General features: G+C 43.3%; 13 protein-coding genes. 4 read left to right on the top strand and 9 right to left on the bottom strand.

Annotated features, from left to right (window positions below; translation table 11 throughout):
- Positions 1–3 precede the first annotated feature (3 nt).
- From AC1IR0_RS10240 to glnK, 5 genes are all read right to left on the bottom strand, one after another.
- Positions 4–1296 carry a DNA adenine methylase gene (locus AC1IR0_RS10240; RefSeq protein ID WP_004281046.1) on the bottom strand — a complete coding sequence of 431 codons (1293 nt, stop codon included), beginning with the start codon at positions 1294–1296 and terminating at the stop codon, positions 4–6.
- On the bottom strand, positions 1293–2381 hold the full coding sequence (gene ribD / locus AC1IR0_RS10235) for a bifunctional diaminohydroxyphosphoribosylaminopyrimidine deaminase/5-amino-6-(5-phosphoribosylamino)uracil reductase RibD (protein ID WP_409654575.1): 1089 nt from the start codon (positions 2379–2381) through the stop codon (positions 1293–1295). Before ribD ends, AC1IR0_RS10240 begins: the two co-directional genes overlap by 4 nt.
- Before the next feature lie 2 nt (positions 2382–2383).
- Positions 2384–2848: a transcriptional regulator NrdR gene (nrdR, locus tag AC1IR0_RS10230; protein ID WP_004281044.1), complete on the bottom strand. Its 465-nt coding sequence runs from the start codon at positions 2846–2848 to the stop codon at positions 2384–2386.
- 140 nt (positions 2849–2988) lie between these two features.
- Positions 2989–4401 carry an ammonium transporter gene (locus AC1IR0_RS10225; protein ID WP_224216181.1) on the bottom strand — a complete coding sequence of 471 codons (1413 nt, stop codon included), beginning with the start codon at positions 4399–4401 and terminating at the stop codon, positions 2989–2991.
- A gap of 59 nt (positions 4402–4460) precedes the next feature.
- Positions 4461–4799, bottom strand: coding sequence for a P-II family nitrogen regulator (gene glnK / locus AC1IR0_RS10220; RefSeq protein ID WP_004281042.1), 339 nt, complete (start codon positions 4797–4799; stop codon positions 4461–4463).
- A 277-nt stretch (positions 4800–5076) separates the two neighbouring features.
- Here glnK and AC1IR0_RS10215 point away from each other — a divergent pair, with 277 nt between their 5' ends.
- Positions 5077–5304: an accessory factor UbiK family protein gene (locus tag AC1IR0_RS10215; RefSeq protein ID WP_004281041.1), complete on the top strand. Its 228-nt coding sequence runs from the start codon at positions 5077–5079 to the stop codon at positions 5302–5304.
- Between the two features lie 66 nt (positions 5305–5370).
- Entirely contained in the window at positions 5371–6861 is a 1491-nt protein-coding gene (locus AC1IR0_RS10210) for a YifB family Mg chelatase-like AAA ATPase (protein ID WP_409665578.1), read from the top strand.
- Positions 6862–6908: 47 nt separating this feature from the next.
- Here the strand turns inward: AC1IR0_RS10210 and AC1IR0_RS10205 are convergent, their stop codons facing one another.
- Positions 6909–7643, bottom strand: a complete 735-nt coding sequence (locus tag AC1IR0_RS10205) for a TorF family putative porin (protein ID WP_004732532.1) — start codon at positions 7641–7643, stop codon at positions 6909–6911.
- Positions 7644–8240: 597 nt separating this feature from the next.
- On the opposite strand from AC1IR0_RS10205, the gene AC1IR0_RS10200 reads away from it, so the two are divergent.
- Entirely contained in the window at positions 8241–9560 is a 1320-nt protein-coding gene (locus AC1IR0_RS10200) for an OprD family outer membrane porin (protein ID WP_044108965.1), read from the top strand.
- Between the two features lie 95 nt (positions 9561–9655).
- Here the strand turns inward: AC1IR0_RS10200 and ppa are convergent, their stop codons facing one another.
- Positions 9656–10192 carry an inorganic diphosphatase gene (gene ppa / locus AC1IR0_RS10195; RefSeq protein WP_004644900.1) on the bottom strand — a complete coding sequence of 179 codons (537 nt, stop codon included), beginning with the start codon at positions 10190–10192 and terminating at the stop codon, positions 9656–9658.
- A 117-nt stretch (positions 10193–10309) separates the two neighbouring features.
- The gene (locus AC1IR0_RS10190; protein WP_005101513.1) at positions 10310–10708 is read right to left on the bottom strand and encodes an MAPEG family protein; all 399 of its coding nucleotides are present in this window, start codon (positions 10706–10708) and stop codon (positions 10310–10312) included.
- Positions 10709–10808: 100 nt separating this feature from the next.
- On the opposite strand from AC1IR0_RS10190, the gene AC1IR0_RS10185 reads away from it, so the two are divergent.
- Positions 10809–11189 carry a hypothetical protein gene (locus AC1IR0_RS10185; protein WP_114541475.1) on the top strand — a complete coding sequence of 127 codons (381 nt, stop codon included), beginning with the start codon at positions 10809–10811 and terminating at the stop codon, positions 11187–11189.
- 51 nt (positions 11190–11240) lie between these two features.
- Here the strand turns inward: AC1IR0_RS10185 and AC1IR0_RS10180 are convergent, their stop codons facing one another.
- Entirely contained in the window at positions 11241–12917 is a 1677-nt protein-coding gene (locus tag AC1IR0_RS10180; protein ID WP_004644897.1) for a long-chain-fatty-acid--CoA ligase, read from the bottom strand.
- Positions 12918–13062 lie beyond the last annotated feature (145 nt).

Below are 13062 nucleotides of genomic sequence, written 5' to 3'. Positions count from 1 at the left end.
CTTTTACCAGAGGGCCAACTGGGTACTAACGCCGGTCGTATCCACACCGCCCAATTCTGCATAATGATGCAGCTGGCTGAGTAATTGACGGATCGGTGGACCTGACTTGGCGTGGGTATCGGTAATCACAATAAATTCCAGCACGCGGGCACGTTCAGACTGGCGCTGTTTGCTAACACGATAACGCGGCACATCCTGGGTTAGCAAGGTCACCCGGCCACGTTTCAGATTGGCCTGTAACAAATCGGTAGCGCTGATATTACCGTCAGTTGAATAACTGGTCAGAATGAAACGTGCATTGATGGTGGCCAACAGGCTCTCGTAAGCTTCTTTGGCATATTTAGAGGAATTGTACTGGCTCGGACGCTCTTTGCGCCATGCTCGGTCAATCCCGCTCTTAAAGCCCTTAGTATCCGGAGTCGGCAAATCGGCCTGATCCCACAAGGTCAACGCATTCAGAACATGGTAATTACTGCTATACGCATGCTGATTATACGGCGGATCCAGATAAGCCACATCCACTTCAAAGCCGCTCATCTGATTGGCCAGATGCTGGGCATCGACACACCACATTTCTGCGGCCATCCCCTTTTTCTGATCCGACTCACAAAAACGGCTTGGCGTTAGCCACAGTAAAGATTCAATCCGTTCCAGCGCAGTTTGGGTTTTCCCGCCCCAGCCATGGTGGAAGCTTTTGAAAACACCAGAAGTATTGCTGACAAAACTGGCGGAATACAGCAAAGGCGCCAGCAAGGCAGACATTTCCACATCATCAATTGCACCTTGGGCCTGCCAGGCGGCAATCTGCTGACGAATCGCATCAATACGCATGCCGTTACGACGTTTAAAGAACAAACGGTCACGGGCCGGATCATAAATTTCATCATTGCGCGGACACAGGTTATGCGTCACCCAGCCCTTCACTTCCGGCAGACGGTTTAGATAATCAATCGCTTTCTGATAACCACCCAGCTCTTTAAATGCTGGCGCTTCCGTACAGGCCAGTACTGCATGATTCAGCGCATGGCTATACGGCTCCCAGTCATTGGCAATCACGCGATAGCCATTCTGACGGGCCAAACGTGAAACCACACCTGAACCGGCAAAAAAATCAGCAAAGATCGGCGCACGACCATCGCTACGTTTCAGGGTTCCTGTACTTTCCAACGCTTCCAGAATTAAATGCAGTAAACGGCGTTTGTTACCTAGATAAGGAACCAGCTGATGGAAAAGATATTCATCGGTGGTACGTGCCGCATGGCGACGTTTATGATAAACCGTAGACTCTGAACTCATAGTGTCTCTTGAAAAGGAATTAGCCTGAAGCGCACGTCATCACCTAAGCGAGTTACATCGCGCAGCTTAAATCGGAGTTGTTCGGCCATATGGCTAAATTCTGCATTAAACATGGTACGCGCAGACTGACCCAATAGGGTCGGTGCAACGTAACTGATCAGTTCATCAACCAATTTTTGTTGTAAAAATGCCGTAGATAAGGTCGCTCCTGCTTCCACCAGGACATCATAAATCTGATGCTGCTGAACCAGTTGCTTTAATAATTCTGCTAAAGGCTGTACCGGCAAGTGTAGCACACCCAGGTCTGCAAGCTCTTGACGAAATGGCCCCATGACCATCACTGTTTCAGGTTGCACTAAAATTTTTGCGTTGAGTGGTAAACGCCCCTGACGGTCCAGAATAATCCGTTTCGGTTGCACCACAGTCTTGATATCTTCAAGGCCATCCAGTTGACGCACATTCAGTTCACAGTCATCCGCAAGAACGGTATCAATCCCGGTAATCACTGCGCCTGAAATCGCACGCCAGTGCTGTACATCCTGACGTGCTGCTACACCGGTAATCCATTTTGATTCACCCGATGCCATCGCGGTACGGCCATCCAGACTTGAGGCAATTTTTAAACGCATATAAGGCATACCGGTCGCCATGGCTTTCAGGAAGCCTTGATTCAGCTGATGCGCTTCATCTTCACAGATGCCAATCTCGACTTCGATTTCGGCATCTTTCAGGATCTGTACACCCTTGCCAGCCACCAGCGGATTGGGATCTGGACAGGCCACGACAACTTTAGCCACACCTGCTTCAACCAGACCCTTGGCACAAGGCGGCGTACGGCCATAATGCGCACAAGGTTCTAAAGTCACATAAGCGGTTGCACCACGTGCCTGTTCACCGGCCTGACGCAACGCAAACACTTCAGCATGTGGCTGGCCGGCTTGAGGATGAAAACCTTCTCCAACAATCACACCATCTTTAACAATGACGCAGCCGACATTCGGATTCGGTTTGGTGGAATATTGCCCTTGACGAGCCAATTCAATGGCCCGGCGCATCCAGACTTGATCTTGATTCAGTTCAACCATGCTTATTCTTGTAATTCTCGTTGTTGCATCTGTTCAATCTGATGACGAAAAGCTTCAACATCCTGAAAATCCTGATAGACCGAAGCGAAACGCACATAAGCAACATGATCCAGAGCAAATAAAGACTGCATCACGATTTCACCGATGGTACGTGATTTCACGTCACGCTCACCTAAACGACGAATCTGTAGCTGAATATCGCTCAGCACCGTTTCAATCTGCTCTTGGGTCACCGGGCGTTTTTGTAAGGCATGCATCAGGGAACGGCGTAATTTAGCTTCATCGAAAGGTTCATTTTTACCATCCGACTTGATGACGCGCGGCATCACCACTTCATAGCTTTCAAAGGTAGTGAAGCGTTCATTACAACTGACACATTCACGGCGACGACGAATCTGACAGCCTTCAGCTGCCAGGCGTGAATCAATCACTTTACTGTCTGCAGTATTGCAAAATGGGCAATGCATAGCGGTTTAATTGAACAAATCCAGATGGATTCCGAGTGTAGCAAAAATTACAAACTTTGTAGAGTTTTACGCAACATATAGAAAAAAAACAGCCCATTCGGGCTGTTTTACACTATATATTGATTGTGGTGTATTTATTATTATTCGACACGTTCGCCATGTTGGCTTAAATCCAGACCCATACGCTCGTCATCAGATGCTACACGGATTCCAATGATCAAGTCGATGACTTTCAGGATAATGAAGGTCATGATCGCAGAGTAAGCAATTGTCGCCAGTACACCTTCCACTTGTACCCAAAGCTGATGCATGACATTGGCAGGAGCATTGTCACCCATGATGAATTCGCTGGCAAAGAACGCGGTTAAAATCGCACCGACAATACCACCTACACCATGCAAGCCAAAGGCATCTAAAGAATCATCGGCTTTCAATGCGCGTTTCAGTGCTGTAATCCCCCAGAAACACACCACACCACCGATCAGACCCATCGCCAATGCACCGCCTACAGTCACAAAACCTGCAGCTGGAGTAATAACCACCAGACCGGCAACTGCACCTGATACACCGCCCAGTACAGAAGCTTTACCGCGTGCCAGTTTTTCAGTGATTAACCAAGAGATGGCTGCTGCCGCTGCTGCGACTTGAGTCACGATCAAAGCATAGCCTGCAGAACCGTTTGCACCTAATGCAGAACCACCGTTGAAACCGAACCAGCCCACCCAGAGCAAAGATGCACCGACCACAGTAAGCGTCAGGTTATGCGGCGCCATAGATTCACGACCCAAGCCCATACGTTTGCCCAGCATATACGCTGCTACCAGACCGGCAACCCCCGAGTTGATATGTACAACCGTACCACCAGCAAAATCCAGCGCGCCGTCGTTACCTAACCAGCCACCACCCCATACCCAGTGGGTAATTGGTGCATAGACAATCACCACCCAAAGTGCAATGAAAGCAACAAAAGCACCAAATTTCATACGTTCTGCAATCGAACCGCTGATGATGGCAACCGTAATGATGGCAAAAGTCATTTGGAAAATCACAAACAGGATTTCAGGAATCGTGCCTGAAAGCGCCTCTGTGGTAATACCGGCCAGCATGAACTTGTCCAGGCCGCCTATAAAGGCATTGCCTTCACCGAAAGCTAGGGTATAACCAACAATCACCCAGGCAATACTGACCACCGCTGCAGCAATAAAGCTATGTGCCATCGTCGCTAGAACGTTTTTCTTGCGGACCATACCGCCATAAAATAGCGCCAAGCCAGGAATGGTCATGAGTAAAACTAGAGCGGTAGAGGTTAAAACCCAGGCGGTATCGCCGGTATCTAGCGTTGGTTCTTCTTCTGCAGGTGCTGCAGCTTCAACTGGCGCTGCTTCAGCAATTGCTGCTGTAGTGTCTGTTGTTGTATTTGTTGTATCGCCTGCTTCTTCAACAAGCACAATTTCTTCTGTCGGTGTTGTTGCTGTTGCAGCTTCTTCAGCCCATGCAACAGAACCACCAAAAAGAGCGCCGGCCATGCCGAACGCGAGTAGCATTTTTTTCATTCGTATCCCCCAACCAAGTTTTTGTGAGTTATTAGGTACTCAGCAAACTTCGTGCCAAGTTAGACAGCGTCTGCACCTGTTTCACCTGTACGAATACGGATGACTTGTTCTAAGTTAGTCACGAAAATTTTTCCGTCACCGATTTTTCCAGTGCTCGCCACACGAGTAATAGATTCAATCACCGCGTCTACCATTTCATCGCTAATCGCGATTTCAATTTTGACTTTCGGCAAGAAATCTACAACGTATTCAGCACCACGATAGAGTTCAGTGTGGCCTTTTTGACGACCAAAGCCTTTCACTTCAGTTACAGTGATGCCTTGAACACCAATTTCAGACAATGCTTCGCGAACATCATCTAATTTAAAAGGTTTTACAATTGCAGTTACGAGCTTCATGTTTGTTTTCCTTCGGCTTATTTCACCAGTAAGGTTTTACGTTCAAATTTCATGCCAAGATTCCTAAGGTCGGGGGAAATTAGAAAGCCCGGCATGTGGTTTATTTATACCTTATTTTATACGGATAAAGACTTTGAATCTTCAAAAAATAGACATTTTTTATGTGGATTTTTACAATATCTTTAATCGAATAAGTCTATATTTTGTCTGAAATACTATAGTCTGCATTTTAGCAATGCTAAACTGTCGGTTCCTTTCTACGGCGATGGATCAGACGATGATTGAAACTTTATTACAAGCAATTTTGCAGCAAGTCGAACAACCCAAGAAAGATTTGGAACATAATATCCGTGCCCTGTTAAATGAAGCTGTGGCGAAAATGGATTTGGTGTCTAAAGAAGAAATAGAACGTCAGCGTACTGCCCTAAATAATGCCAATCATCGCCTGAATGATTTACTGAAACAGGTGGAAGCATTAGAAGAGAAAATTTCGAACAAAAAATAAGCACAAGTACAGTGCACAAAAGACACCAGAACTATAAAAATAACGCACCATATTGGAACAATAATAATGTCTTTTGCCAAAATTTATACGCGAGGCTTACTGGGCCTGCATGCGCCTTTAATTGAAGTCGAAGTTCATGTCAGTTCGGGTATGCCTTCGCTCACTATAGTAGGGCTTCCCGAAGCGGCGGTACGTGAAAGTAAAGACCGGGTACGCTCTGCCATTTTGAATAGCGGCTTTCAATTTCCGACCAAACGTCTGACCATTAATCTGGCCCCTGCAGATTTACCAAAAGATGGATCACGTCTGGATTTACCGATTGCTTTAGGCATTTTAGTGGCTTCAGGTCAGCTTCCAGAAGATTGCACCGAGCATCTTGAATTTATTGGCGAGTTGGCCCTTGATGGTCAATTACGTCCTGTCAGCGGTACCTTGAGTATTGCCATTGCCTGTCAAAGCGACCAGCATCAACTGATTTTACCTGGCCCAAATGCACAGGAAGCCTGTCAGCTCCCAGACTTTAAAGTCTTTGCAGCCAATCATTTAAAAGAAGTGTGTGAACATCTTTCCCAAGCGCAGCGCTTGCCGCAAATAGAAGCCGGCCCACTCGCTACAGACCATTTTTATAAGTTTGATCTTGCGGATGTAAAAGGACAATTACGACCACGGCGTGCTTTAGAAATTGCCGCGGCAGGTGGTCATTCCCTGCTGTTCCGAGGCCCCCCTGGAACAGGCAAGACCTTGCTAGCTTCTCGATTGGCCAGTATTTTACCGCCCTTAAAGACGCAGGAAAATCTGGAAGTGGCCAGTATTTATTCGGTGGCGAATGCCAATCACCCTTTTGGGCAACGGCCTTTTCGAGCACCGCACCATACTGCTTCTGCAGTAGCATTGGTCGGTGGCGGCTCACACCCCAAACCAGGAGAAATTACCCTGGCACATTTAGGGGTTTTATTTCTGGACGAGCTACCAGAATTCGACCGCAAAGTGCTGGAAGTTCTACGTCAGCCTTTGGAAGCAAAAGAAATCGTCATTTCCCGAGCGTCACGTCAAATTACTTTCCCGGCCAATTTCCAGTTGGTGGCTGCCATGAATCCCTGTCCATGTGGTTATGCCTTTAATCAGGATATCCGCTGCCAATGTTCACCAGAAAGTATTAAGCGCTATCAGAACCGGATTTCAGGCCCGTTGCTGGATCGGATTGATTTGCATATTGATGTACCGCCATTACAAGCGCATGAATTACAGGACAATCGACCTACAGAAAACTCAGAAACGGTTAGACAACGCGTCATTGCAGCCTATGAAATTCAGATGCAACGGCAAAATACCTTGAATATGAGTTTGAGTCCAAAGCAGTTAGAGCAATATGCCGCATTAGATCAGTCTGCTCAGAATATGCTTGAAATGGCTCAGCAAAAACTGAATTTATCAGCGCGCGGCTATCATCGGGTCTTGCGTGTTGCACGCACCATTGCCGATTTAAATCAAAGTCCAGATATTCAAAGTCAGCATCTTTCGGAGGCCCTTTCTTATCGCGGGCAGCAGCAGATTTAGATCATTAAAAAAAGGCGACCTAAGGTCGCCTTTTTATCTAAAGAGGATTAGAAGCTATAACCCAGTCCAAATACGACTTTATTCTTTTGTTTTTCATCAAAACGATCATAACCACCCAAGATATAATTCATGCTTGCAGTTACACCTGTGTCACCAAGTGGCTTGCTTAAACCGATGTCAAAATGACGGAAACCAAAACTTTCTGTAGTTCCTTCAATAAAGTCACCTGATTTTTCATAAGCGTATAAGCCTAAAGCTGTATCCAAGCTGAAATCTTGTGGTAAAGCATAGCTATAAGTAGCTTTTAAATAGGTATCACCTGCATTGCCCCAAGTAGTATCTTCAAGAAGAGTTTGTGCTGTAACGCCCAAATCTTTATAGCTCATACCCAGTAACAGCTCAAATCCATCAGAATTGACATCAGATTCATAATAATAATAGTAGGTCGTACCGATCGTTAAACCTAAGTCATCATTGACTGCATGGCTATAGCCAGCATAGAAGTTATTTTCGAAAGCATCACGTCCTTCTTCAGACAAAGGGTAATCTAGCGTAGATCCCCACCAACCTGCATAGAAGCCAGACGCATGGTTATAATCAAGTCCACCTTGTAAGGTAGCGCCGCTATTTTCAGGAATGTTAGTAATACCACGCAAGTTATAGCTCGAAAGTACGCTGATATTTCCAGATACCGTATGTTCAGCAACAGGTTCTTCAGCAAAAGTAAAAGAAGATACAGCGCCCAATAAAGCAAGAGATAATACTTTTAATGTTAATTTCATTGTGTGGCTCCCCCAGATCGTCTGAGACGTTTTTATGATCATTGATTAAACTCAAGCTCAAAATTTGCAAGAGCTATGCCAATCTGGATAAAAGGAACCAAAATAATAAATCTAAAAATATAAATAAAATTTAAGTTATTGTTTTTAATTTAAAATTTGAATTATAAAAAACTGAATTATCTAGGCTTTCTTTTAAATAAATGTATTTAAGGCTATTTCATCACTTTTTTAATACTTATACATAATCATTTACAATTTGCCCCATTTTGATTCCATTTTTGTAATGATTAAAATTTGTGCTAAAAAATAGTGCGTAATTTTTGATCATATTTTTCTCCCGTTTCAAAATAAATAAGCTGATCACATTCATTTCACCACTTTAGAAATATCATTTATAATTTCCAATAAAATTATGTTTTTACTCACTTTTTACCGATAGGTTAGAAATTAATCACCTCAAATCCTTGCTATTGTTTAATTTGAGTTAAAAAAATCTAAACTTTAGTGGAATATATCCAATAAAAAATGACATTTTTTCAGCAATTCTTATACAATTCCTAAAAAATTCCGATCAATTTGTATAAGGCTCTCTTCCCAATGCAAAATTCAAAAAAATTAACATTAGCAGTTTTGATTCAGGCTGCTTTGGTTTCTACCGCTTTCGCTAGCGAGCAAAGCGAGTCTAAAGGTTTTGTAGAAGATGCTGAAGGTTCTGTACTTTTCCGTACCGGCTATTTGCACCGTGACAAGAAAAATAACGTACCAGATACGAGCTCATTTGCACAAACTGCGATTGTTAAACTAGACTCTGGCTTTACTCAAGGTACTGTAGGCTTTGGTGCTGGTATTATTGGTGATGCTTCATTTAAATTGGGTGAAAATGGTCATACTGGCAATGATATGATCCCAGTCCACCCTCAAAATAATGCTGATGGTACTAAAGATGCTTATGACCACTGGGCTCGTGGCGGTGCATATGTGAAAGCTCGTGTATCAAATACGACTGCGACTTACGGTACTCAGGTTTTAGACTTACCTGTACTTGCAAGCAATACTGCGCGTTTAGTGCCTGAATACTATACTGGCGTATTGGTTCAAAGTAACGAAATTGAAAACTTAAACCTGATTGCTGGTAAATTCACAGAAAATCAGCTTTCCAACCAAATCAATTCCGATGGTGCAAAGCTGGATCGTGCAGTGGTTTGGGGCGCGAAATATAAATTTAATGATGCAGTTAATGCTTCTTATTATGGTACAGACATTAAAGACCGCTTAGACCGCCACTATGTTAATGCCAACTATAGCTATGCATTGGCAGATAAAAGCACATTAACTCATGATTTCAGTGGTTACCATACAAAATGGGATAAAGAAGCAAATCCATATCTTTATTCTCAAATCGGCTCACCAGATGATTCATTCGATAATACTATTTTAGCTTTATCTACAACTTATAATCATGGTCCACATAATGTCATGCTTGCTTACCAGCAAAATTTTGGTAACACTGGCTATGACTATGGTTTGGGTACAGGCGTAGGTGATGGTAAACAATCGATTTATATGCCGAATTCATACCTGTCTGACTTTATTGGTAATGACGAAAAATCAGCGCAACTTCAATATACATTTGACTTTGGTGCTGTAAATGTTCCTGGATTATCTTGGACATCTGCTTTTGTTTATGGTTGGGATATTAAAGCTACTAACAATGCAGGTACTATGATCAGTGATAATGAGCATGAGCGCGAATTCTTTAACCAAGTGAAATATACTGTTCAGTCTGGTTTTGCGAAAGATGCAAGCTTACGTCTTCGTCATTCTTACTACCGTGCAAGTGATGATTATCAATCTAACTATATTGGTGACACTAATGAATGGCGTATCTGGTTAGACATTCCTGTGAAATTATTCTAATTCACACGAATTTCAAGTCATAAAAAAACCTGCACAATGTGCAGGTTTTTTTATTCCAGGCTTTAAAAAGTTAAACCCTAGACGACAAAAAGCAATTATTTATGTGCTTCTGCATAAGCAGCAATTGAGTCCAGTACTTCTTGTTTCGCAACATCAGCACCTTCCCAACCACTGAGCTTGACCCATTTTCCTGGCTCTAAATCTTTGTAGTGCTGGAAGAAATGTTCGATCTGGCTAATCAACAATGGAGGAAGATCAGTATATTCCTGAACATCTTTGTAGATTGGAGTCAGTTTGTCATGTGGAACTGCAACCAGTTTCGCATCAACACCACCGTCATCTTCCATGTTCAATTTACCGACAGGACGACAACGAATGACTGAACCTGGCTCTACTGGATGAGGCGTTACAACCAGTACGTCTAATGGATCACCATCAAGCGATAGTGTGTTTGGTACATAACCGTAGTTTGCTGGGTAGAACATTGCTGTACCCATGAAACGGTCTACAAATAACGCATCAGAATCTTTATCGATTTCGTATTTGATTGGTGCTGCATTTGCAGGAATTTCGATGATCACATAGATATCGTTTGGCGCATCTTTACCCGCTGGGATATTGCTGTAGCTCATAGCATCACTCTTTAACAAGTTATATCTTTTAAAAAACCGCGACAATTATAACGGTTTTTAAAGATTTTTTTGGATTTTAAAATATCGAACTGTAAATATGTCCGCAGACCTGATGACTTAAACCAACTTGATGATCAGCAGCAATAAGGTCACAGGACATAACATCGAGAGCAACCATACGATAGAGCGTAAAGTCGCCCAGTTGGCCAGATAGCAGATTCCGTACAACACACGAAAAACCAGATAAGCCACACCAAAAATCATGACCAAATCTTGTGATATCACCATGTACTCTGCCATCAAGATCGCAGCAATAAAGAGTGGCAAACTTTCAAAGCTATTCTGCTGGGCAGCATTGGCGCGACTGGCCAAGCCTGAAGACTTTTCTAAAAATGCCCGTGGATTCTGATTGTCTTTGCTGCTGAAGCCTGCTGATTTTTTTGCAATCAATGTAAACACATAAGGCAAAAGACAAGCGGCCAAAATGAGATAAATAACCCCACTAATGCTGTGCATCTGTTTTTTCTCATGAAAATTTTATCTCTATCATAGCATGGCATTTCGTGAATAAATTTTGTTAAATAGAGTGCTTTTTATTACTTGTTAAGGATTCACTATGGTCGCGCCTGATCAAAATGAAATGTTCGATGTCCTCGAGAAACAACGCCAGCATCAACGTCAAGTGGATCGCGTATTAAAAATTGTCCTGCCGATTGTGGCATTTTTGATGGCCGTCATTTGTGCCAATATGAATATTTGGTCACCGATCTTCACCTTTGCCATTTTATGGATTGCCTTTTATTTCGTCGGTATCAAGCGTATGCCACTCTGGCACTGGCTGGTCGCGATTCTGGTGTATTGTTTGATCGATAACATTCTAAGTTATGGCAGCTTTAATCAAACCGGATTTACCCGTCAGTTTGGCACTATGTTTATCTTCTTGGGAGTAGTTGGTGTAGGCCGTCCTTATTTTGACCGCTGGTTAATGAAAAAATAAAAAGTCCAAATCAAAAAAAGCGCCTGACGGCGCTTTTTTTTCTTATAGGTATTAGGCTGTTTTACGTAAATCTTTACGCAGGATTTTACCTACGTTTGATTTTGGCAATTCATCCATAAACTCGACATAACGTGGACGTTTATAACCGGTCAGGTTTTCTTTAGCGAATGCTAAAACTTCTTCTGTGGTTAAAGACGGATCTTTTTTCACGACAAACAGTTTTGGCACTTCACCCGATTTTTCATCTGGCACACCAATCGCAGCCACTTCCAGTACTTTTGGATGAGTTGCTACAACTTCTTCAATTTCAGATGGATAGACGTTAAAACCAGACACTAGAATCATGTCTTTCTTACGATCTACAATTTTCACATAACCACGTGAATCCATAACACCGATATCACCGGTACGGAAGAAGCCATTCACCATGACCTTTTCAGTTTCATCCGGACGGTTCCAATAGCCTTTCATGACCTGAGGACCACGGATTGAAATTTCACCTTGCTCACCCAGTGGAACTTCATTGCCTTCATCATCCAGAATAGCCACTTCAGTCAATGGTAATGGAATACCAATAGTGCCACTGAATTCTTCAGACGCAGGTGGGTTTGCTGTTGCCACCGGAGAAGTTTCAGACAAACCATAGCCTTCAACGATATTGGTTCCGGTAACTTTCTTCCATGCTGCTGCAGTAGAAGGAAGTACGGCCATACCGCCGCCCATCGCCATTTTCAGTTTACTATGATCAAGTTGCTTAAACTCTTCATTGTTTACCAGCGCATTGAACAGTGTATTCACTGCCGGGAAGAAAGTCGGTTGATATTTACGTAGTTCTTTCATCACCGCAGGTAAATCACGCGGGTTTGGAATCAGAACGTTCGCCTGACCTTTGTACATACCGTAAAGTGCGCATACCATGAATGCAAAGATATGATAAAGCGGCAAGGCACAGAAAATACGGTCATCTGGCTGACCATCTTGCGCACCAAATTTACTCTGGAAGATGCCGTCACACTGCAACATGTTCGCAACCAGGTTACGATGTGTCAGTTCAGCACCTTTAGATACACCCGTCGTACCACCTGTGTATTGAAGAACTGCTGTATCACTAAGGGTCAATTCAGGGCGTTTATAGTTACTTGGATTAACTTTAGATAACGCCGCATTAAATCTCACATGGCCTGGAATATCCCAAGCTGGAATTTGCTTGCGCACAGAACGCAAGACAAAATTTACCAAAGTTCCTTTCAAGGCACCCAGCATGTCACCGACAGAAGCGACCACGACATGCTTCACTGGTGTTTTACCAATAATCGCTTGATAAACAGAAGCAAAGTTTTCAATAATCACCAGTACTTCAGCACCTGAGTCATTCAATTGATGCTCAAGTTCACGCGATGTGTAGAGTGGATTCACGTTGACCAGTACCAAACCTGCGCGGAACACCCCAAGTGCCACAACCGGATACTGAAGAACGTTTGGCATCATCACTGCCACACGTGAACCTTTTGCTAACCCCAAGCTTTGTAGATAAGTTGCAAACTTACGGCTCGCCTCTTCCAATTCATTGAAAGTCATGGCCTTATCCATAAAGATAAAGGCATCACGCGAGCCGAATTTTTGGAAATTACGCTCAAAAATATCTACTAGAGAAGTATTTTCTGCTGGTAATTCTACTGTTTCTGGAATCCCTGTTTTTTGGTATTCAGCAAACCAAATTTTTTCCATAATGGCCATCTCTCCAATCATAATCCTTAGTATTTCAACTGTTTTTTTCAATATCACACGCCATTTTTAGACTTGTATATGTGCGATATTGCATCCATCTTGTTGAATCGTTGTTCATATATAACGTATTTCGCAGGATGGATGC

The organism is Acinetobacter sp. 129952, from assembly GCF_056642055.1.
The sequence above is the reverse complement of the archived record's forward strand: the minus strand, read 5'-3'. Positions and strand labels throughout refer to the sequence as shown.

Bases quoted from the DNA above. Each gene is read 5' to 3' on its own strand.
- AC1IR0_RS10180 (WP_004644897.1), bottom strand. From the start codon at position 12,917: ATGGAAAAAATTTGGTTTGCTGAATACCAAAAAACAGGGATTCCAGAA.
- AC1IR0_RS10240 (WP_004281046.1), bottom strand. From the start codon at position 1,296: ATGAGTTCAGAGTCTACGGTTTATCATAAACGTCGCCATGCGGCACGT.
- ribD (WP_409654575.1), bottom strand. From the start codon at position 2,381: ATGGTTGAACTGAATCAAGATCAAGTCTGGATGCGCCGGGCCATTGAA.
- AC1IR0_RS10215 (WP_004281041.1), top strand. From the start codon at position 5,077: ATGATTGAAACTTTATTACAAGCAATTTTGCAGCAAGTCGAACAACCC.
- ppa (WP_004644900.1), bottom strand. From the start codon at position 10,192: ATGAGCTACAGCAATATCCCAGCGGGTAAAGATGCGCCAAACGATATC.
- AC1IR0_RS10190 (WP_005101513.1), bottom strand. From the start codon at position 10,708: ATGCACAGCATTAGTGGGGTTATTTATCTCATTTTGGCCGCTTGTCTT.
- AC1IR0_RS10210 (WP_409665578.1), top strand. From the start codon at position 5,371: ATGTCTTTTGCCAAAATTTATACGCGAGGCTTACTGGGCCTGCATGCG.
- AC1IR0_RS10185 (WP_114541475.1), top strand. From the start codon at position 10,809: ATGGTCGCGCCTGATCAAAATGAAATGTTCGATGTCCTCGAGAAACAA.
- nrdR (WP_004281044.1), bottom strand. From the start codon at position 2,848: ATGCATTGCCCATTTTGCAATACTGCAGACAGTAAAGTGATTGATTCA.
- glnK (WP_004281042.1), bottom strand. From the start codon at position 4,799: ATGAAGCTCGTAACTGCAATTGTAAAACCTTTTAAATTAGATGATGTT.
- AC1IR0_RS10225 (WP_224216181.1), bottom strand. From the start codon at position 4,401: ATGAAAAAAATGCTACTCGCGTTCGGCATGGCCGGCGCTCTTTTTGGT.
- AC1IR0_RS10205 (WP_004732532.1), bottom strand. From the start codon at position 7,643: ATGAAATTAACATTAAAAGTATTATCTCTTGCTTTATTGGGCGCTGTA.
- AC1IR0_RS10200 (WP_044108965.1), top strand. From the start codon at position 8,241: ATGCAAAATTCAAAAAAATTAACATTAGCAGTTTTGATTCAGGCTGCT.